Origin of the sequence: Mycobacterium sp. DL592, assembly GCF_011694515.1 — a bacterium.
Lineage (GTDB): Bacteria > Actinomycetota > Actinomycetes > Mycobacteriales > Mycobacteriaceae > Mycobacterium.
Map to the genome: position 1 here is coordinate 3,609,648 of NZ_CP050192.1, position 18,943 is coordinate 3,628,590.

Sequence of the window (18,943 nt, forward strand, 5' to 3'; positions counted from 1 at the left end):
CCGCTCCGACTCGTCGCTTCCGACAATGCTCACCATGACAGCTGTGCGCTGAGAGATCGCTGAGCCGGAGTGGTGTTCATTCTGGTGTCAGTTCATGTTCCAGGGTTCGCCGTAGGTGGTGACGCTGTCGCCGGCCTTGGAGATCAACCGGGCGAACGGGCGCAGCAGCACACCGCCGGCCGCACCGGTGACGGTGCCGTGGGCGTTGGCCACCGCCACCGAGCCGTTGGGGCCCGAGACGTCGACGGAGAAGGTGGCGACTTCCTGGATGCCCGGGCCGTTGCCCAGGTCAGCGCTGATCGACACACCGGGGAACAGGTTCGGGGTAATCACCTGGCCCAGCGGGTTGAAGTTGGTCGGCGAGATGCTGACGTCATCCAGCAGGATGTTGGGGGTGGTGTAGCTGAAGTTGATACCCACACCCAGTGACCACGGGAAGCCCACCTGGTAGCCCAGCTCCAAGGTGCCCGCGAACTCGTCGGCACCGGAGCCCACGACGCTGTAGACAGCCTTGCCGGAGTGGAACCACTCACGGGTCAGCCGGTTGCGGTCCAAGGGGAACACGCCGTCTAAGAAGGTGTCCCACTGCTGAATCGTCAACGTACGGCCACCGCCGTCAACCAGACTCAGCTGATTGTCCAAACCCGCGTTCGAGGTCCCCGTACCCACGAACAATGCCGCGACAGCGGCGATCATCGCTACCAGCAGCCGACCGATGGTCCTCATACTCCTCCGTACCGATGCACCGAACCGCACTTGTGTGCGGTTGCCAAGTGGAAATTTTTAGAGCCTTCCGATCACGGCCGGGTAGCTCAAAACTCGGGCGCTCACCGCTGAGGCGTCCGGGGTGGTGAGCATGGCACTGAGGCGCTGAGAGGACGCTGAGAGCTAACGCATGCTCCGCCGAACGGGTGCTGAAAGAGTGCTGAGAAGACATTGTTCGGCGACGTCGTTCGCGGTACCGTGCGGCGGGTCCAGCGCCGCCCCGATTGCACGATGACGCAGCAGTGACAGGAAAGGCGTGGAAGCCCCCTTATGAGCAGTCACCTCAGCTACATCGAGGCCCTGGTGGTCGGAGCTTTTCAGGGCGTAACCGAGCTGTTCCCCGTGTCCAGCCTTGGCCACTCCGTCCTCATTCCGGCTCTCATAGGCGGCCATTGGGCCACGGATCTCAACGTATCCGTGCCTGAGTCGCCATATCTGGCCTTCATCGTGGGCTTGCACGTGGCCACGGCAGCAGCGCTGCTTATGTTCTTCTGGCGGGACTGGGTGCGGATAATCGGTGGATTCGCAACGTCGTTGCGGTATCGCCGAATCGACACCCCGCACGAGCGGTTGGCGTGGTTGATCCTGCTGGCAACAATCCCCGTCGGTGTGTCCGGCTTGGCGCTGGAGCATGTCTTTCGCACCACTTTGGGAAAGCCCGTTCCCGCCGCGGTGTTCTTGATCGTCAACGGTGTGTTGCTCTACGCCGGTGAGCGCCTGCGCCGACGGGCGCCTGATTTTGCGCCTTCGGGACACGTGACCGCCGAAGCGCCAGATTCGACGGGTGCTCGAGTCGACGACCGGCTGGCCCAATTGCCCATGCTGCAGGGGATCCTCATCGGATGCGCCCAGATAATGGCACTGCTGCCCGGCATCAGTCGCTCAGGTGTCACCATGGTCGCCGGCCTATGGCGCGGACTGTCTCATGAAGAAGCAGCCCGGTTCTCCTTTTTGCTGGCCACTCCCATTATCTTGGCTGCGGGGCTACTGAAGATCCCAGACCTTTTCGGCCCCCTGGGCGCCGGGATACATGGCCAGGTGTTGGTCGGCAGTCTGGCGTCCTTCATATCGGCCTACCTCGCCGTGCGGTTTCTCGTTCGCTATTTCGAGACGCGCACGCTCACCCCATTCGCCATCTACTGCGTGGTAGCCGGTGTGGCAAGCCTGGGATGGCTGACCCTTCGCTGATCGGCACTGGCGACTTGGCCGGACCCCGATCAGACGATCGAGAGCCAATGAACAGTGCCAGGGAGCCGGCAGATTCGACAATTCTCGTCTTCCTACGTCCGGGACCTCAACCCGAGCAGCCCGACGGTGAACGCTGGGATCGCCGGGATTGGTCGGGGGTTCAGAGGGTGATGACGATCTTCTTCGCGGAGACGCCTTTCTTTTGAGCGTCGAGTCCGGCTTGGACGTGCTCTAGGCCCGTTCCGATGACGAGTGGCTCGGGCGCAGTGCGGTAGCGGCCGCCGGCGAGGGCCTGAGGGAGGAAGTCTTCGTAGATGACGGTGCTGATGTCGTCATCCATCAGGGAAGCGCCCCAGATCATCTTGCTGCGGATGCCCCTGAGCCGGAATTTGATCTGCGTGGCCACTGTCGAGGCCGCCAGCCGCAGTATGAGCCGGGCAAGCCGCAGGCTGATACCGCGACCCGGGGTCACGTTGGCGAACGAGACCGGCGGGCTGGCAATGGAGACGAACCTGCTTCCGGTGAGGGATTGGACGATCTCAGAACAAACACTCGCTGAATCCGTCGCGACAGCGAGAGCTCCGGCGATCGTCCTGCCACTCAACGCCGCAACGATGTCGGCGACCACTGTGGGGCTGTTGTAGTCGAATACCTGGTCGGCTCCCAGATCCTTGACGTAGTCGAAGTTGCGTGGCGATGCAGTCGCAATGACGTCGTAGCCCGCGGCGACGGCGAGCTGGATGGCGTTGCTGCCAACACTGGTTGAGCCGCCCCACACCAACAGGCTCTTGCCCGTGGGTTTTGGTGTCGCCGAGGGGTATTCGAGGGCCAACTGATCCTTCTGGAAAAGCCCGCACGCTGCGGTGGACAGGGCCAGCGGCAGCACGGCAGCGTTCTCATAGGCCATGGCCACCGGGATCGGAGCTGCCATCCGGTCCAGGACGACGGTGTATTCCTGAAAGGCACCCTCGGCGGCGCTGTTGCGGGCTTTCTCCGTGCCCACGGCGTGCCCGAGGACACGGTCGCCCACGGAGAACCGGGTGACACCGGGTCCGACCTCGACGACCTCACCCGCGAGATCGGAGCCGAGGATGAACGGGTAGGTGATCCATCGAGTGAAGAGGCCTCCGGTGGCTTGGATGATCCAGTCGTAGGGGTTGATCGCCACGGCGTGGTTGCGGACGACGATCTCGTGTTCGCCGGGGCGCGGGTAGGGGGCGGGCTTGACTTCGAGAGGAGCGCCCTTGGATTCGATCCAGGCGGCGGTGTTGGTTGACATGTGAACTCATCCTTTCGTGTCGGGGCGAATGCCCCGATCGGTCTTCATGGGGGTGGGGCTGATCGCTTGGCCGCTGAACAAAGTCCCGCCGGCAGCCTCAGCGAGTCCGGCGCCGAATAGTGCTCCGGGGGTGAACGCACCCGGGCGGCCGTCGCCGAGGAGAAGACGTTGAGTGACTTCGGCGGCCACCGCCGCGGTGAACTCGTGTCCCTCGCCAGTCTGCAACCAACCGTCACGGACGGTGCCCGAGGGCCACCACACCCGGGCGTGAGCCCAGGACGACGCGCGTGGCCGGTCGCCGGCGTGCAGCGGTACCCTGGCGATGGCGCTGGTGACGAGGCGGCGAACGCCGGGGATCCGCAAGATCGCCGAAATCGCCGGTAGGACCCGCACCAGGGCGCCTGTCGGCGTCAAGAACGACGCCGCGATCACGAAGTCGGCGTCACTGGCCCGCCACGCCGCGATCAATTCCCCGCTGGGACCACTGCCGGTGGGCAGGACATCACCATCGGGCGTGCTCAGCGTGACAGGATGCGCGCCGACTGCGGCGCGCACGAGGCGACCGTCGCGGACCTCCCGTCCTCCGGAGGCAAGGATCTCCACCACGGTTCCGGCGAGCGCTGGTCCAAGAGCACCACCATCGGTGGCGACCGAGGCGAGCGCATCGACGCGGACCTGACTCGGGCGGGGTTCGCCCTCGCACAGCCGAAGCACCACACTCTCAGTGGCCAGGACCCCGAAGCCGGCTCCGGTGACCAGCACCTGATCCGCGGCGACGGCGCGGCGGTCGAGATCCAGGATTGACTCGACGGCGGCGAGTTCGTTGGCGATGTCGACGTAGTGCGTGCCTTTCGGGCAAGCCCGCGCCACCTGGGTGGCCGTCGTGGTGAACGGGCCGATGGTGTTGACCACCACCGCGGGGGCGTCCTGGGCCAGCCGGGCCAGCGTCTCATCGAGTTCGCCGACCACCAGACGCGGCGCACCCCCCACCTCGACAGCGACGCGCTCGAGGCGGCCTTGGTCCCGTCCCACCAGCACCAGCGACACACCCGCCGCGTGCAGGCGTGCCGCAATCATCCGACCCGCACGACCGGTCGCCCCCAAGACCCACACTTCATTGGTCGCCATTACGCCACTCCCGTCCTCTTTGCATCCACCCTGATGGCATCGCGTGTCATCACAGTAAGTGATGACATGCCATGTCGTCAATGACGGCATTGAATGTCGTCACTTAGTTACTATGGTCGCCATGAGTAGATGGCCATCCGGCGCACAAAGCAGGTTGGAGCGCGCCGCCTTGGAGCTGTTCGTCGAGCAAGGTTTCGCGGACACGACCATTCCGCAGATCACCGCCCGCGCCGGCCTGACCACGCGCACGTTCTTCCGGCATTTCGCCGACAAGCGCGAGGTCCTCTTCGCCTACCAAGCCGAACTCCCGACCGTGGTCGCCAACGTCCTGGCCGACACCCCGACAGCCCTGGGCCCGATGGACGCCATCGTTCAAGGACTGCAGACCGTCGCGACCGAGCTGGAGGGTCAACGCGACTACTTACTCACTCGACGCGGCATCATCGAGACAGACGACGGCCTACGCGAACGCGAGCTGCGTAAACAGTCCGTCCTGTCCGACGCGATCAGGCACGGGCTTCTCAGGCGCGGCGTCGACGAACTCACCGCAACCCTGATAGCCCAGATCGCGGTCAGCGTCTTCGGCGTCGCCGTCACCCGGTGGCTCGATCAGGGCGAGCAACGATCATTGTTGCAAGTCCTCGACGAAACACTCACCGCCCTCGCGGTTTTGGCCGCGCACCCCACCGCCCCAGCACCAGACCCGGCATTGACCGATAAACCCTGAGGAATACGCCCGACGACAACCCCGAGTCCCGGGCGACGATCATCGATCACTTTGGGAAAGAAATTTGAAGCGCCGCGAATGTCCAGATCCGAGATACCACGACTTACGGGCTTTGGGCGGTCACCAGAAGTCCACCTCCTAGTCCGGTCAAGCTTGTCGGCGCGACGGTTCGAGTTCCCTAAGGCTCGTGCGAACCCTCTGCGATAGCCGTGGAAAAACAAAACAGGCCAGGCCTTTCGGCCTGGCCTGCTTCTCTCGGGTGGAGCTGCCGGGAATTGAACCCGGGTCCTACGGCATTCCCTCGAGGCTTCTCCGTGCGCAGTTCGCTATGTCTCTACTTGGATCTCCTGCTCACGCGAACAAGTCAGGATGACGATCCCAGTCGCTGTTTGATGTCCCCACGGGTCCCGCGACCGAACCCGTAGGTTTGTCCCTCTAGCTGATGCCAGGGTCCGGGCCGAGGGCGCTCCCGGTCTGACAGACACACCGTCGCTTAGGCAGCGAGGGCGTAGTCGCGCTGATTGGAATCGGCGCTTAATTGGTTGCAACGACGCTTACGGTGGTCATTTGCCTGCACCGGCACGCTTCCCTTGATTCGATGCGCGAAGTCGAAACCGTTCAGCCCCCCGCACCCCGGCCGAGGTTCGACCGGATTTCCAATGGTACGCGGTGTACAACCGCGTCCGAAAGCACATTAATCCCGGGCCCCGACATGTCGGCGTCGAGATCGACGTTGTGGCGGCCTCTTCCTGGGACTTCTCCGCCCGTTTGTGGGTTTCGGCGAAAGCGGGGGTGCGAAAGTGAGACTTTGTCTACATTGAGCGCGTGGCTGACAGCGTGCGCGTCCGGAAGGGCCAGCGGACCAGGGAGCGCATCGCCGGTGCCGCCGCCCGGCTGGTCATGACCGACGGCCTCGCGGCGGCCACCGCAGACCGCATCGCCGCCGAGGCCGACGTGGCCAGGGCCACCTTCTTCCGGTACTTCGAATCCAAGGAGTACGCCGTCGCCGAAGGCTTCACCGCACTGTGGATCTCCGCGATCACCGACGCCCTGCGGCGCCAGCCCCCGCAGCTGTCCGCGACCGAAGCGCTGGCCGCAGCGTTCCGCGAACTCGGAGACGGATTCGAAGCGATCTCGGACACCATCGCCGATATCGAACGCCAGACCCGTGACTCGCTGAGCCTGCGCGCCTGGACCCTGTTGTCCTACCTGAGCTTCGAGAACGCGATCGCCGAGACCATCGCCCCGCGACTGCCCGACCTGACCGTCGACGACCCGCGGCCCCGGCTCATCGGCGCGTTGACGATGGCCGCGGTCCGGATCTCCCTGGACGACTGGCTGCGCGACGGCGGCTCACTGTCCGAACGAATCTCCCGCGCGGTCGCCTCGATGGCACCGCGCTCGATCACCGACCAGAAGTGAGGCATTAGATGAGTGGCGAGAAGTCACTGGAGGCGTGGGAGTTCGTCCGCAAGGTCCTGGCCGACACGACCGCGATGATCACCCAGGATGCTCGCGACGAACGCGAACTCCTCGAGGGCCTTCGGGTGCTCAACCGGGTCACGGCACTCTGCACCGAACTGTCCGTCGACACCGATCCGGATCATCCGCAGTTCGTGCAGATGTGCACGCCGTCGCGCTTCGTCGGCGGCCCGAACCCGCACGGCTCCTATCCGCTGGCGATGATCAGCGGCGACCGCGCCTACCGGCTCACCGGCACCCGCGGCACGTCGACCTACCTCGGGTTGCAGGTGCTCGCCGGCACCGGGCTGAACCCGCGGCGGATGAGCAACTACCTCTCAGATCGCGACCTCGTCCTCGACGACGACGGCCGCTTCGACATCGTCTTCGCCGCGGCCGAGCCCGCCGACCTCGGCGGCGCCCAATTCGTCCAGATCCCCGAGGACGCCACCTCGATCGTCGTACGCGACTACGTCGCCGACCCAAAGACCGAAGTCCCGGTGGAGCTTCATATTTCGCGGCTCGACGACGCGGTGCCGCCAGTCCCGGTGACCGACGACCAACTGGCCGAGCAGCTGACCGCCATGGGCTGGACGATCGTGAAACTGACCACCCTGCACCGCACCGTGCGTCCGGACCTGCTGGACAACCCGAACACGTTGATCACCTCCGAGGCCGGCGCTCTCGGCGGAGAGAACACCACCCCGGACAACCTCTACATGCTCGGCTTGTTCGACCTCGAGTCGCATCAAAGCCTCGTACTGGAGTTCCAGCCACCCGACACCCGGTACTGGTCGGTGACCTTGGAGAACATCTGGCACGAATGCCTCGAACCGCTGGTGCGCCAGAGCTCGGTGACCAACAAGGGAGTCGAGCCCGGCGAAGACGGCGTCATCCGGCTCAACATCGGCGCCGAGGACAGCGGCCAGGGCTACTGGCTGGACACCGGTGGACGGCGACGAGGTTTCATCACCCTGCGCTGGCTCGACAACCCGTCGGCACCCGAGGTGTCAGTTCGACTCGTGGACAAGGAGTTACAGCGATGACGAGTGCGATCGCCGCGCGGCTGGACGCCGACACGTTGATCGAGCAGGCATGTGAGCTCGCCGGCAGTGACGACTTCGGCGACGACGACGGCTGGCGCGACAACCTCGACCGCCTGCTCGACGCATTCATCGAGGCCGACGACCTGTCGCCCATCGGCGTCGAGATCGCAGCAGCCGATGTCATTGTGCCGCTGCGCAACCGGCTGCAGATCACCGCCTGGCGCAAAGAGCACCCCGAGATCGCGCAGGAGAAGATCGAGCGCCCTATCATCATTTTGGGCCAGCCCCGCACGGGCACCACGATCCTCTACGACCTGCTGAACCAGGATCCTGATCTCCGCGCTCCCCTGACGTGGGAGGTCGACCAGCCGTTTCCGGTGCCGCAACCGGAGACCTACGAGACCGACTCGCGGATCGCCCAGACCGAGGCGGCGCTCGAGATGAGTGAGCAGCTGAATCCGGGCTTCATGAAGTTCCACCCGATGAGTGCACGCGGCGGTCAGGAATGCGTGCGGATCACTATGGGCACGTTCTGCAGCATGACCTACAGCACCCAGTACCTGCTGCCCGCTTACCAGCGCTGGCTGATGCACGAGGCCGACCATGCTGTCGCCTACCGCTACCATTGGAAGTTCTTGCAGCACTTGCAGTCCGGTGTTCCCGGCCAGTGGCTGCTGAAAAGCCCGGCGCATCTGTGGAACCTGGACACGGTACTCGCCGAATACCCCGACGCGATCCTGGTCCAGACCCACCGCGATCCGCTGGTGGTAATCTCCTCGATCAGCGCGCTGATGGCGTATCTGCAGAGGCTGGCCAGCGACAAGTCATCGGTGCAGCGAGTGGCCGGGCAGTGCGCTGAAGAGAACATCCTGGGACTCGAACGCATGATGGGCTGGGTGGACGAGGGACTGCCGGGCGCCGACCGGATCATCCACGTGCGCTTCGCCGACTTCATGGCTGATCCGTTCGCCACCATCGGTGCGGTCTACGACCGCATCGGCCGAGATCTCACGCCGCAGGCCGAACAGCTTATGCGCGAGCATCTTTCGGCCAACCCGGGCGACGGCGGCGGCAATCGCTACACCTGGGCCGACACCGGCCTGGACGCCGGCGAACTCCGTGAACGCTTCCGCACCTACCAGGAGCGCTTCGACGTCCCCAGTGAGACGCTGCGCTGATCAGTGCGCGGAGATCATGGCGACGGCCACCAGGGCCAGCACCATACCGAGCACCTGCCAGCGGGTGACCCGCTCGCGCAGCACCACGATGGCTAGCAGCACGGTGGCCGCCGGGTAGAGCGACATCAGCACACTGGCGACCGAGAGCATCGAAGCCTGCAGTGCCAGCAGCATCGCGACGTTGGCGCCCGTGTCCAACACTGCGGCGGCCATCGCCAACCAGAACGGAAAGCCCCGTGGCGCATGAAAGTCCCCCGCGCAGGCCGCCACCACCAAAACGATCGCGGTCGCCGAGAGTCGCGCGAAGAACAGCGGCCACAGCCGCGCCTCAACGGGAGCCTGGTGGATCAACACCCAGTTCAGCCCGAACGCGAGCCCCGATCCGATCGTCATCCACGCGACTTTGGCGGTGAACCGGTGCGGGCGCACATCTTCGTCGGTTGCCTCCCGACTGACCAGTACCACCGCCAACAGCGCCAGCACTGTGCCCACCCCGGCGATCACACCGGGACGTTCACCCAGCGCGAGCCCGACACTGACCGGCACACCGGCCACCAGCACCGCTGTCAGCGGGGATACCACCGAGATGGGGCCCGAGGCCAGCGCGGCGTAGAACCACCAGACACCGAAGGCCTGGCTCACTCCGCACAACAGCCCCCACACGACGGCGGGGGCGGAGATGGTGCCGCCCACCACTGCCGCCAGCACGCCCAGCAGCACCATCGCGACGGGATAGGAGACCAGCACCACCCGCAGTGCGGCGACGCGCCGCGACGCGATGCCTCCGACGAAGTCGCTGACGCCGTAACCGATCGCCGAGGCCAAGGCGAGCAGGACCGCGATCAGGACATGCCCTTGGCGCGCCTGCCGAGTTCGCGTACCACCTCACGCTCGGCGTCGCGGCGGGCCAGATCCTGTCGTTTGTCGTGGGCCTGTTTACCTCGGGCCAGGGCGAGTTCGACCTTGACCCGGCCCTCACTGAAGTACAGCGACAACGGCACCAGGGTGAGGTTGCCGTCGCGAATCTTGCCGACCAGCGTGTCGATCTGGCTGCGGTGCAGCAGCAGCTTGCGATTGCGCCGCGGTGCGTGGTTGGTCCAGCTGCCGGAGTGATACTCCGGGATGTGCAGGTTGCGCAGCCAGATCTCCCCGTCGTCGACGGTGGCGAACGCGTCGGCCAACGACGCCTGCCCGTCGCGCAGGCTCTTGACCTCGGTGCCCTGCAGAACGACACCGGCCTCGTAGGTGTCGAGGATCGAATAGTTGTGCCGCGCTTTGCGGTTGGTGGCGACGATCTTCTTGCCGCCCTTGACGTCACCCGCTTTGCTGGCCGGCGTTTTCTTGGCCACGGCTACCTCCGCACGTAGAGGCGCAAGGTGACGTAGGCGGTGACTCCGGACATGGCAACGCCGAGGAAGACAAGCCACGGCGTCACGAAATAGAGGATGTCGGCGTAATTGACCTTCGCGATGAGATTGGCTCGATAGAACTGGTCGAGCGCCCGTTCCAGGAACATTGCCCGCACCACGATCAGCCCGACGATCGCGAAGAACACCCCGATCAGCGCCGCCAGCACCGCCTCGAGCAGGAACGGAAGCTGGGTGTACCACCGGGTGGCGCCGACCATCCGCATGATGCCGATCTCGGTGCGTCTGGTGTAGGCCGCGACTTGAACCATGTTGGCGATCAACAGAACCGCACCGATCGCCTGCACCACGGCGACCGCGAAGGCGACGTTGGACAACCCGTCGAGCACGGCGAACAGCCGGTCGATCAGTTCCTTCTGGTTGAGCACGTTGAGCACACCCGGCTGGCCCTGCATCGCGGCGTCGAAATCCTTGTGCTGCTCGGGATTGTCGAGCTTGACGATGAACGACGCCGGGAAGGCGTCCTTGCTGGCGAGGTCCTTGAACTGAGGGTTCTTGGCGATCGCGTCGTCGTAGGCGTCGGTCTGATTGAGGAAGCGCACCGACTTGACGTCGTCCAGACCCTCGATCTTGGTGCGCAGCGCCTTGCACACGTCGCCGTCGCACGTCGGGTCGTTCGCCGAGATGTCGTTGGTCAGGAAGACCTGACTCTCGACACGGTCGAGGTAGATGTGCCGGGACTGGTCGGCCAGTCGCAGCACCAGCAGACCGCCGCCGAACAGCCCGAGCGAGATCGCCGTCGTCACGATCATCGCCACGGTCATCGTGACGTTGCGGCGAAGTCCGGTGAAGACCTCGTTGAGCAGGAAGCCGAAGCGCACTTAACGATCCATTCCGTAGACGCCACGCTGCTCGTCGCGCACAAGCCTGCCAAGTGACAGCTCGACCACGCGCTGGCGCATGGAGTCGACGATGTGGTGGTCGTGGGTGGCCATCAGCACCGTGGTGCCCGTCCGGTTGATCCGTTCGAGCAGGTCCATGATGTCCTTGCTGGTGTCGGGGTCGAGGTTTCCGGTGGGCTCGTCGGCCAGCAGCACCAGGGGGCGGTTGACGAACGCCCGCGCGATCGCGACGCGCTGCTGCTCACCGCCGGACAGTTCGGCGGGCAGCCGGTTGGCCTTGCCGGATAGCCCAACCATCTCCAGGACGTCGGGCACCACCCGGTTGATGGTGTCGGGCTTCTTGCCGATCACCTCGAGGGCGAACGCGACGTTCTCGAAGACGCTCTTCTGCTGCAGCAGCCGGAAGTCCTGGAACACGCAGCCGATGACCTGGCGCAGTTTGGGGATGTGGCGGCCGGAGAGCTTGTTGACGTGAAACTTCGACACCTGGATCTCACCGGAGGTCGGTGTCTCTTCGGCCAGCAGCAGCCGCATGAACGTCGACTTGCCCGAACCCGACGGTCCGATGAGGAAGACGAACTCACCCTTGTCGATCTTGACGCTGACATTGTCGAGGGCTGGGCGGGCCGACGACTTGTACTGCTTGCTGACATGGTCAAGGGTGATCATCACGGCACGCCAGTGTAGCTGTCTGGACTCGTGGGCTACTGCGTCGGCGCGGCGGGGGTCGACATCGGACCCTGACCCGGCGCTGGTGACGGAGCGGGTGTCGGGCTGGGCGCGCCGGGCAGCGGCGGCACTCCGGGAGGTGCCGGGGTGGTCGTGGTCGGAATTGTCGGCGAAGTCGGTGGGGTCGGTGAGGTCGGTGACGTGGGCGAGGTCGGTGACGTCTCCCCCGGCGAGGTGGTCTCCGTCGGCGACGTCGGTGAGGTCGTCGGCGTCTCGCTGGTCGTCGTGGTGGTCGTCGGCGTCTGAGTGCGCCGCTGCACGTCGGTGCGCGGCACCCAGGTGTAGGACGGGTCGGGGATGAATCCCGGCGGGACCACCTGCGTGGCGGGCGCTTCCTGCGGCTGCGGCTGGTAGGTGTCGTAGAGCCACCAGACGGCGATGAACGCGATCAGCAGCGCCGCGGTCGACGTGCGGAGTCGTCCCCACAGGATGTAGGCGGGCCAGCCGCGGCCCTCCTTGGTCTTCGGTCTCACCGAGAGCTTCATTTCTTGCCCTCCGGACCCTGCGTTTCCTCTTCGGCTCCCCCGGCGGTCGCCGGGTGCACCAGCGCGCCGACCACAGGCGTGGAGTCCCCGGAGGTCACGATGCCGGCCCGGGCCAGGGCACCCACGACGAGCAGGCGCAGCCGCCGGCCGGCCTCGAACTGCTTGCCGGGCAGGGTCCGCGCCACCATGCGCAGGTTCACGGTGTCCAGTTCGATGCTTTCCACGCCCATCAGCTGCGGCTGGTCGAGGAGCAGCTCCTTCAGAGCGCTGTCCTTCATCGCGGAATCGCAGACAGCGTGCAGCACCTCATTGACCTTGTTCAGGTCGGCGGTGGTGGGCACCGGGATGTCGATGACCGCGCGCGCCCAGTCCTTGGAGAGGTTCAGCGACTTCATGATCTGGCCGTTGGGGATCGTGTACATCTCCCCCTCGGCGGTACGCAGCTTGGTGACCCGGAGAGTGACGTCCTCGACGGTGCCCATGGCGTCGTTCGACGACCCCAGCGTCAACTCCACGAGGTCACCGAAGCCGTACTGCTTCTCGGTGATGATGAAGAAACCCGAGAGCAGGTCCTGCACGATGCGTTGGGCTCCGAAGCCGAGCGCGGCGCCGAGCACCGCGGCGGGTGCGACGAGCGAGCTGACCGGTACCGCGAGGATGTCGGTGATCTCCACGGTCACCATCACCGCCAGCAGGGCGATCGCGACGTAGGAGATGACCGAGGCGACGGCCTGGCGGTGCTTGGCGCTCTCGGAGCGGACCAGGGCGTCGCTCTCGCGGAAGTCGGCGTCGATGCGGCGGGTGATCTTCTGCGCCGACCAGTTGATGAATCGTGCAGCGAGCAACGCACCGATGAGCAGCAGTGCGATGTGCAGTCCGCGGCCCAGGATCCATTCCCCGATGTCGCCATGCCAGAAGTCATGCCAACGTTGGGAGAAGGGAAACGCCAGGAGCTTATTCGTCGTCATCTCGCCGGTTACGCCACCGGATCCCCGCCTCCAGGAATCCGTCGATGTCCCCATCCAGTACCGCCGCAGGACTGCCGACCTCGTATTCGGTGCGCAGATCCTTGACCATTTGGTAAGGGTGCAGAACGTAGGAGCGCATCTGGTTTCCCCAGGAACTGCCGCCGTCGCTCTTGAGTGCGTCCATCTCGGCGCGTTCTTCCTGCCGCTTGCGTTCCAGGAGTTTGGCCTGGAGCACCCGCATCGCCGAAACCTTGTTCTGCAGCTGCGACTTCTCGTTCTGGCAGGTCACCACGATACCGGTGGGGATGTGGGTGAGTCGAACCGCCGAGTCGGTGGTGTTCACCGACTGCCCGCCCGGCCCGCTGGAGCGGTAGACGTCGACACGCAGATCGGTCTCGGGGATGTCGATGTGGTCGGTGGTTTCCACCACGGGCAGCACCTCGACTTCGGCGAACGAGGTCTGCCGCCGGTTCTGGTTGTCGAACGGGCTGATGCGCACCAGCCGGTGGGTGCCCTGCTCGACCGAGAGCGTGCCGTAGGCGTAGGGCGCGTGCACGGCGAAGGTCGCGCTCTTGATGCCGGCCTCTTCGGCGTAGGAGGTGTCGAAGACCTCAACGGGGTACTTGTGCTGTTCGGCCCAGCGGATGTACATCCGCATCAGCATCTCGGCCCAGTCGGCGGCGTCGACCCCGCCCGCACCGGAGCGGATGTTCACCAGGGCCTCACGCTCGTCGTACTCGCCGGACAGCAGGGTCCGGACCTCGAGTGCCTCCACGTCGGCCTGCAGCGACTTCAGTTCGGCGTCGGCCTCGGCAAGAGCATCGGCAGCACCGGCACCCTCTTCTTCGGCAGCCATCTCGTAGAGCACCGGCAGGTCCGCCAGGCGGCTGCGTAAGCCCTCCACGCGGCGCAGTTCACCCTGGGCATGCGACAGCTCGCTGGTGACCTTCTGGGCGTGGCTCTGGTCGTTCCACAGGTTCGGGTCGGCGGCCTCGTGTTCGAGCTTCTCGATCTTGGCGCGCAGCCCATCCACGTCGAGCACCCGCTCCACCGTGGTCAAGGTGGAGTCAAGGGCGGCGATGTCAGACTGTCGGTCGAGGTCCACGGGTCCTCAGGTTACCGGCGTCACGGCGCGTTGTGATCCACGGCGGTCTTCCCGGCGGTCTCGGGGCCGACGCGTTTAACATCACTGCTGTAACCAGGATGTGCGCCGCGCGACGTTTACGCGACGCTTCCCGACTGCGTCGCGCCAGCCCACTCGCGAGCAGTTCGGGCCGGACAGGAGTTCGAAGATGCGTCCTTACTACGTCGCGATCGTCGGCGCAGGCCCCTCGGGATACTTCGCCGCGGCGTCGCTGCTGAAGTTCGCCGACGGCTCCGTCGCCGGCGGCGGACCCGACGTGCGGGTGGACATGCTCGAGATGTTGCCGACGCCTTGGGGTCTGGTGCGCTCCGGGGTGGCACCGGACCATCCGAAGATCAAGTCGATCAGCAAGACCTTCGAGAAGACGTCGAGCGATCCCCGGTTCCGGTTCTTCGGCAACCTGACCGTCGGCGATGACGTGAGCGCCGATGAGCTCACCGAGCGCTACGACGCGGTGGTCTACGCGGTGGGCGCACAGTCCGACCGGGCACTGCACATCCCCGGTGAGCATCTCGCCGGCAGCGTGGCGGCCGTCGACTTCGTCGGCTGGTACAACGCTCACCCGCACTTCGAGGACATGGCACCAGACATCTCCAGCGGCCGCGCCGTCGTCGTCGGGGTCGGCAACGTCGCCCTCGACGTCGCCCGGATTCTGGTGAGCGACCCCGAAGCTCTGGCCAACACCGATATCGCCGATCACGCGCTGCAGTCACTGCACGACCGCGGGGTCGACGAGGTGGTGATCCTGGGGCGCCGCGGGCCGCTGCAGTCGACGTTCACCACGCTGGAATTGCGGGAGCTCGGCGAGCTCAGCGGCGTCGACGTGGTGGTTGACCCGGCCGATCTGGCCGACATCACCGACGAGGACGCCGAGGGGGCTGGCAAGCTGGCGCGGGCCAACATCAAGGTGTTGCGCGACTACGCCGCAGGCTCGCAGCACGAGGGCAACCGGCGCATCGTGTTCCGGTTCCGCACCTCGCCGATCGAGATCCAAGGCTCCGCGCGGGTCGAGTCAATTGTGCTGGGCCGCAACGAGTTACTCGCCGAGGACGGCAGGGTGGTGGCCAAGGACACCGGCGACCGTGAGACCCTGCCCGCGCAGCTGGTGGTCCGGGCCGTCGGCTACCGCGGGGTGCCGGTACCGGGCCTGCCCTTCGACGACGGCGCGGGCACCATCCCGCACCAGGACGGCCGGATCGCCGGGCGCGCCAACGAGTACGTCGTCGGCTGGATCAAGCGCGGCCCCTCGGGCGTGATCGGGTCCAACAAGAAGGACTCCGCGGACACCGTCGAGACGCTGCTTGCCGATCTGGCCGGAGCCAACCTGCGCGAGGTCGGCCCCGATCACGGCGACACGCTGGTCGAGTGGCTGGCCGAACGGCAGCCGCAGCTGGTGACCGACGATCACTGGCGGGCGATCGACGAGCACGAGCGCTCAGCGGGCGAACCGCACGGCCGGCCGCGGGTGAAGATCGCCAACGTCGCCGAGATGTTGCGCGTCGGGCGCCGCTGACAGCTACGCCGAGGGGCTGGTGCGGCACAGCCGGTCGTCGTCCTCGACGACCGGCCCCACCGATAGCCCGCTGACCGGTCCGGCGGTGCGGGCGACCAGCGGGGTGCACGCGGCCAGCACGGCCAGCGCCGACGACGCCATGAAGACGCCGAACGGGCCCGACGAATCAGCGATCACGCCGCCCAGCGCGGTGCCCATGGCACCGCCCACGAGCGCGCCGCTGTTGAGCCATCCGAACGCTTCGGCGGCCGACTGCTCGTCGGTCTCGTGCGAGACCATGACGTAGAGCGCGGCCAGCGCCGGGGCGAAGCCCAGCCCGGAGGCGAACAGCGCCGCAAGCTGCAGCACGTAGCTGTCGGCCAACGCGAACATCACGGTGCCCAGAGCCACCGCGAACAGCGACAGCGTCAGCCCGCGCACACCGAGCCGACGGTGGCCCAAGACGATTCCGCCGACCAGCGAACCCACGCTGGCCGCGGCCAGCGCGACACCGGCGGAGATCTTGTCCTCGCCGAACAGCGCCAGGACACCGACCTCAAGGGCCATGAACGAGGCCACCAGCGCCAGGCTGGCGACCATCGCCAGGATCACCGACGGCTGTGTCAGAACCTTGCCGAAGGCGTCGCTGCTGCGGGTGATCCGCGGCCGGAATCGCCGCGCACTGAGCAGGAACCAGACGGTGCCGACGACGGTAACGGCTCCGGAGAACAGCAGCGGGATCGACGTCGACACCGCCGAGGCCAGGAAGGTGGCGGCCACCGGGCCGATCACCCAGATCAGCTCCTGGGCGGTGGTGTCCAGGGCGAACAGCGCCCGCAGCCCCTCACCGGGAACCATCTGCGGATACAGCGCCCGCACGGCGGGCAGCAGCGGCGGCACCGAGGCGCCGACCAGGAATCCCAGCAGCATGAGCACGCCGGTAGAGACATGGGCGTAGGCCAGGACTGCCATCGAGACGCCGTTGAGCAGCGCCGCCGACAGCAGGGTGGCCGTCATGCCGATCCGTCCGAGCAGGCGCGCGGTCATGGGCATGGCAATCGCCTCGCCGATGCTGGCGGCGGCCACGACGGCGCCACCGATCGCATAGGACCCGGTCCGCTGCTGGACGTGCAGCAGGATCGCCAGCGACAACAGACCGAGAGGCAGCCGCGCGAACAGCTGCGACGCAGTCACCCCCACCACACCTGGCACTCGGAAGAGCTCCATGTAGGCCCGCACTTGTATCACTCCTAGATAGTTTGGCTGCCCTCAACTGTACCGTCCGGACGGTACAGTCCGAAAACGAATTAAACTCGGCGCGATGACGACATCGCGCGAACGCATTCTCGACGCGTACGCCGATGTGCTCGCCATCGACGGCGAACGGCACGCCACGCTGGAGGCGGTGGCCGCCAAGGCCGGGGTGTCCAAGGGCGGGCTGCTCTACCACTTCCCCAGCAAGGACCAGCTCGCCGAAGCCTTGTGCGACCGGCTGGTCGCGCTGGCGGCCGACGACGTCGCCGAGATGCGCAAGTCGCCCGACGGACCGGCCAGGCACTACATCCGCACGTCGCACTACGCCGACACCCAACTGGACCGCACTCTCGTCGCTGTCGCGCGGCTGCAGCAGGCCGGCGACCCGCGGGCTCGGGCCGCGATCGAATCGATCTCGGATCAGTGGCTCAACGCACTCGACGAGGCCCTCGGAGACCGTGACATCGCCCGCGCGATCAAACTGATAGGCGACGGCCTCTACTACAACGCGATGTCGAGCGCGCTGGGCGGCCAGCGCACCCGAACCGAGGTCGACGAGGGACTGCTCGCGGTGATCGACCGCCTCATCGAGCAGGGCCCGCAGGCGCCGCGGACCTAGTTCGGCTGGGCCGGCGCAAAGAACCAGTTGTCCGGGTTCTTCGGCGAGTAGACCACCGGGATGAGCTGGCCCATGCTCGGCCAGCTGCCGACGTCGACGGCCATCCGCTGGTAGACGACATGCTCGTTGACGGTCGGGCCGTTGATCACGCCGCTGATCGTGACGAACTGCTCTCCCTCGGCGTCCGGGCGCGGACTGACCCCGGTCACCAGCAGCGTGCCCTGCGCCATCTCGCCGCGCGGACCGCGGTTGCGCATCAAGCGTGGCCCGAGGACGAGAACCAACGCCCCGATGATCAGCAGCAGCACCGCGAATTCCCACATGCCGCCATGGTAGGACTGCAGCTATGAGCGGCGGCGGTGTGCGGGACGACCTGGCGGTGGCACTGGCCCTTGCGGACCGGGCCGACGCGATCACGCTGGACCGGTTCGGCGCACTGGATCTGCGCATCGACACCAAACCCGACCTGACCCCGGTGACCGACGCCGACGAGGCCGTCGAGGCCGACGCGCGGGCGGTGCTGGCCGATCAGCGGCCCGACGACGCCGTGCTCGGTGAGGAGTACGGCGGGACGGCGGCCTTCGGCGGCAGGCAGTGGGTGATCGACCCGATCGACGGCACCAAGAACTTCGTGCGTGGGGTGCCGATCTGGGCCAGCCTGATCGCCCTGCTCGAAGACGGGGTGCCGATCGTCGGCGTGGTGAGCGCACCGGCGCTAGGCCGGCGGTGGTGGGCCGGACAGGGGCTCGGTGCGTACGCCGCAGCCGGCGCGTCCGAGCCGCGGCGGCTGGCCGTGTCCGGCGTCGCCGATCTGGCGTCGTCCAGCCTGTCGTTCTCCAGCCTGTCGGGGTGGGCCGAGCGCGGCCTGCGGGAGAACTTCATCGGATTGACCAACGCGGTGTGGCGGGTCCGCGGCTACGGCGACTTCTTCTCGTACTGCCTGGTGGCCGAGGGCGCGGTCGACATTGCCGCCGAACCCGAGGTCAAGCTCTGGGACTTGGCCCCGCTCGACATCCTGGTGCGCGAGGCCGGCGGCAGGTTCACCAGCCTGGCCGGGGCCGACGGCCCCCATGGCGGTGACGCGGTGGCCAGCAACGGACTCCTGCACGACGCCGTGCTCGCACGCCTGCGCGGCGTGTGAAATACCTAACAGGATCCTCGTACCTTACTCCAGAGTAAGATACGGTTGCGTCAACCTGATCAGCACCGCC

The 18,943-nt window shown here is 66.4% G+C and carries 20 protein-coding genes and 1 other RNA gene; 8 read left to right on the top strand and 13 right to left on the bottom strand.

Features of this window, described 5'->3' with window-relative positions; all coding sequences use genetic code 11:
- Positions 1-87 precede the first annotated feature (87 nt).
- Positions 88-726, bottom strand: coding sequence for an MspA family porin (locus HBE64_RS17355; RefSeq protein ID WP_167104764.1), 639 nt, complete (start codon positions 724-726; stop codon positions 88-90).
- A 309-nt stretch (positions 727-1,035) separates the two neighbouring features.
- Here HBE64_RS17355 and HBE64_RS17360 point away from each other — a divergent pair, with 309 nt between their 5' ends.
- A complete protein-coding gene (locus HBE64_RS17360) occupies positions 1,036-1,953 on the top strand; it encodes an undecaprenyl-diphosphate phosphatase (protein WP_167104767.1) in 918 nt (305 codons plus the stop codon).
- Between the two features lie 160 nt (positions 1,954-2,113).
- Here HBE64_RS17360 and HBE64_RS17365 read toward each other — a convergent pair whose 3' ends face one another.
- Together HBE64_RS17365 and HBE64_RS17370 are read right to left on the bottom strand one after the other, a co-directional pair.
- The gene (locus tag HBE64_RS17365; RefSeq protein WP_167104770.1) at positions 2,114-3,232 is read right to left on the bottom strand and encodes a zinc-binding alcohol dehydrogenase family protein; all 1,119 of its coding nucleotides are present in this window, start codon (positions 3,230-3,232) and stop codon (positions 2,114-2,116) included.
- Positions 3,233-3,238: 6 nt separating this feature from the next.
- Positions 3,239-4,360 (bottom strand): saccharopine dehydrogenase NADP-binding domain-containing protein, encoded by a 1,122-nt coding sequence (locus HBE64_RS17370; protein ID WP_167104773.1) that lies wholly within the window; start codon positions 4,358-4,360, stop codon positions 3,239-3,241.
- A 121-nt stretch (positions 4,361-4,481) separates the two neighbouring features.
- Here HBE64_RS17370 and HBE64_RS17375 point away from each other — a divergent pair, with 121 nt between their 5' ends.
- A complete protein-coding gene (locus tag HBE64_RS17375) occupies positions 4,482-5,087 on the top strand; it encodes a TetR/AcrR family transcriptional regulator (RefSeq protein ID WP_167104776.1) in 606 nt (201 codons plus the stop codon).
- A gap of 257 nt (positions 5,088-5,344) precedes the next feature.
- On the opposite strand, the gene ssrA is transcribed toward HBE64_RS17375, so the two are convergent.
- Positions 5,345-5,713: a transfer-messenger RNA gene (gene ssrA, locus HBE64_RS17380) on the bottom strand.
- A gap of 199 nt (positions 5,714-5,912) precedes the next feature.
- On the opposite strand from ssrA, the gene HBE64_RS17385 reads away from it, so the two are divergent.
- The 3 genes from HBE64_RS17385 to HBE64_RS17395 are packed head-to-tail and all read left to right on the top strand — an operon-like array spanning position 5,913 to position 8,772.
- Positions 5,913-6,509 carry a TetR family transcriptional regulator gene (locus HBE64_RS17385; RefSeq protein ID WP_167104779.1) on the top strand — a complete coding sequence of 199 codons (597 nt, stop codon included), beginning with the start codon at positions 5,913-5,915 and terminating at the stop codon, positions 6,507-6,509.
- 8 nt (positions 6,510-6,517) lie between these two features.
- Positions 6,518-7,594 carry a DUF1214 domain-containing protein gene (locus HBE64_RS17390; RefSeq protein WP_167104782.1) on the top strand — a complete coding sequence of 359 codons (1,077 nt, stop codon included), beginning with the start codon at positions 6,518-6,520 and terminating at the stop codon, positions 7,592-7,594.
- Positions 7,591-8,772 carry a sulfotransferase gene (locus tag HBE64_RS17395; protein WP_167104785.1) on the top strand — a complete coding sequence of 394 codons (1,182 nt, stop codon included), beginning with the start codon at positions 7,591-7,593 and terminating at the stop codon, positions 8,770-8,772. The genes HBE64_RS17390 and HBE64_RS17395 overlap by 4 nt, the downstream gene beginning before the upstream one ends.
- On the opposite strand, the gene HBE64_RS17400 is transcribed toward HBE64_RS17395, so the two are convergent.
- From HBE64_RS17400 to prfB, 7 genes are read right to left on the bottom strand one after another with little or no spacing between them, the layout of a single operon-like run.
- Complete coding sequence (locus tag HBE64_RS17400; protein WP_243841360.1) at positions 8,773-9,597, bottom strand: DMT family transporter; 825 nt, start codon at positions 9,595-9,597, stop codon at positions 8,773-8,775. It abuts the gene before it with no gap.
- 17 nt (positions 9,598-9,614) lie between these two features.
- A complete protein-coding gene (gene smpB / locus HBE64_RS17405) occupies positions 9,615-10,121 on the bottom strand; it encodes an SsrA-binding protein SmpB (protein ID WP_167104788.1) in 507 nt (168 codons plus the stop codon).
- 2 nt (positions 10,122-10,123) lie between these two features.
- Positions 10,124-11,020, bottom strand: a complete 897-nt coding sequence (gene ftsX / locus HBE64_RS17410; RefSeq protein ID WP_167104791.1) for a permease-like cell division protein FtsX — start codon at positions 11,018-11,020, stop codon at positions 10,124-10,126.
- Positions 11,021-11,710 carry a cell division ATP-binding protein FtsE gene (ftsE, locus tag HBE64_RS17415; RefSeq protein WP_167109357.1) on the bottom strand — a complete coding sequence of 230 codons (690 nt, stop codon included), beginning with the start codon at positions 11,708-11,710 and terminating at the stop codon, positions 11,021-11,023.
- A 35-nt stretch (positions 11,711-11,745) separates the two neighbouring features.
- Positions 11,746-12,255 carry a hypothetical protein gene (locus tag HBE64_RS17420; protein WP_243841361.1) on the bottom strand — a complete coding sequence of 170 codons (510 nt, stop codon included), beginning with the start codon at positions 12,253-12,255 and terminating at the stop codon, positions 11,746-11,748.
- Positions 12,252-13,223 carry a mechanosensitive ion channel family protein gene (locus HBE64_RS17425; protein WP_167104797.1) on the bottom strand — a complete coding sequence of 324 codons (972 nt, stop codon included), beginning with the start codon at positions 13,221-13,223 and terminating at the stop codon, positions 12,252-12,254. Before HBE64_RS17425 ends, HBE64_RS17420 begins: the two co-directional genes overlap by 4 nt.
- The gene (gene prfB, locus HBE64_RS17430; RefSeq protein WP_167104801.1) at positions 13,210-14,328 is read right to left on the bottom strand and encodes a peptide chain release factor 2; all 1,119 of its coding nucleotides are present in this window, start codon (positions 14,326-14,328) and stop codon (positions 13,210-13,212) included. The genes HBE64_RS17425 and prfB overlap by 14 nt, the downstream gene beginning before the upstream one ends.
- 187 nt (positions 14,329-14,515) lie before the next feature.
- Here prfB and HBE64_RS17435 point away from each other — a divergent pair, with 187 nt between their 5' ends.
- Positions 14,516-15,880: an FAD-dependent oxidoreductase gene (locus tag HBE64_RS17435; protein WP_167104804.1), complete on the top strand. Its 1,365-nt coding sequence runs from the start codon at positions 14,516-14,518 to the stop codon at positions 15,878-15,880.
- A 3-nt stretch (positions 15,881-15,883) separates the two neighbouring features.
- Here the strand turns inward: HBE64_RS17435 and HBE64_RS17440 are convergent, their stop codons facing one another.
- Entirely contained in the window at positions 15,884-17,053 is a 1,170-nt protein-coding gene (locus HBE64_RS17440; RefSeq protein WP_243841362.1) for an MFS transporter, read from the bottom strand.
- A 127-nt stretch (positions 17,054-17,180) separates the two neighbouring features.
- Between HBE64_RS17440 and HBE64_RS17445 the strand changes: the two genes are divergently transcribed.
- Positions 17,181-17,732 carry a TetR/AcrR family transcriptional regulator gene (locus HBE64_RS17445; RefSeq protein WP_167104807.1) on the top strand — a complete coding sequence of 184 codons (552 nt, stop codon included), beginning with the start codon at positions 17,181-17,183 and terminating at the stop codon, positions 17,730-17,732.
- Here the strand turns inward: HBE64_RS17445 and HBE64_RS17450 are convergent.
- Positions 17,729-18,055, bottom strand: coding sequence for a DUF3592 domain-containing protein (locus HBE64_RS17450; RefSeq protein WP_167104810.1), 327 nt, complete (start codon positions 18,053-18,055; stop codon positions 17,729-17,731). The genes HBE64_RS17445 and HBE64_RS17450 overlap by 4 nt on opposite strands.
- A 23-nt stretch (positions 18,056-18,078) precedes the next feature.
- Between HBE64_RS17450 and hisN the strand changes: the two genes are divergently transcribed.
- Positions 18,079-18,873, top strand: coding sequence for a histidinol-phosphatase (hisN, locus tag HBE64_RS17455; protein WP_167104813.1), 795 nt, complete (start codon positions 18,079-18,081; stop codon positions 18,871-18,873).
- Positions 18,874-18,943: the final 70 nt, after the last annotated feature.

Bases quoted from the DNA above. Each gene is read 5' to 3' on its own strand.
- HBE64_RS17355 (WP_167104764.1), bottom strand. From the start codon at position 726: ATGAGGACCATCGGTCGGCTGCTGGTAGCGATGATCGCCGCTGTCGCG.
- HBE64_RS17360 (WP_167104767.1), top strand. From the start codon at position 1,036: ATGAGCAGTCACCTCAGCTACATCGAGGCCCTGGTGGTCGGAGCTTTT.
- HBE64_RS17365 (WP_167104770.1), bottom strand. From the start codon at position 3,232: ATGTCAACCAACACCGCCGCCTGGATCGAATCCAAGGGCGCTCCTCTC.
- HBE64_RS17370 (WP_167104773.1), bottom strand. From the start codon at position 4,360: ATGGCGACCAATGAAGTGTGGGTCTTGGGGGCGACCGGTCGTGCGGGT.
- HBE64_RS17375 (WP_167104776.1), top strand. From the start codon at position 4,482: ATGAGTAGATGGCCATCCGGCGCACAAAGCAGGTTGGAGCGCGCCGCC.
- HBE64_RS17390 (WP_167104782.1), top strand. From the start codon at position 6,518: ATGAGTGGCGAGAAGTCACTGGAGGCGTGGGAGTTCGTCCGCAAGGTC.
- HBE64_RS17395 (WP_167104785.1), top strand. From the start codon at position 7,591: ATGACGAGTGCGATCGCCGCGCGGCTGGACGCCGACACGTTGATCGAG.
- ftsE (WP_167109357.1), bottom strand. From the start codon at position 11,710: ATGATCACCCTTGACCATGTCAGCAAGCAGTACAAGTCGTCGGCCCGC.
- HBE64_RS17420 (WP_243841361.1), bottom strand. From the start codon at position 12,255: ATGAAGCTCTCGGTGAGACCGAAGACCAAGGAGGGCCGCGGCTGGCCC.
- HBE64_RS17425 (WP_167104797.1), bottom strand. From the start codon at position 13,223: ATGACGACGAATAAGCTCCTGGCGTTTCCCTTCTCCCAACGTTGGCAT.
- HBE64_RS17435 (WP_167104804.1), top strand. From the start codon at position 14,516: ATGCGTCCTTACTACGTCGCGATCGTCGGCGCAGGCCCCTCGGGATAC.
- HBE64_RS17445 (WP_167104807.1), top strand. From the start codon at position 17,181: ATGACGACATCGCGCGAACGCATTCTCGACGCGTACGCCGATGTGCTC.
- HBE64_RS17450 (WP_167104810.1), bottom strand. From the start codon at position 18,055: ATGTGGGAATTCGCGGTGCTGCTGCTGATCATCGGGGCGTTGGTTCTC.
- hisN (WP_167104813.1), top strand. From the start codon at position 18,079: ATGAGCGGCGGCGGTGTGCGGGACGACCTGGCGGTGGCACTGGCCCTT.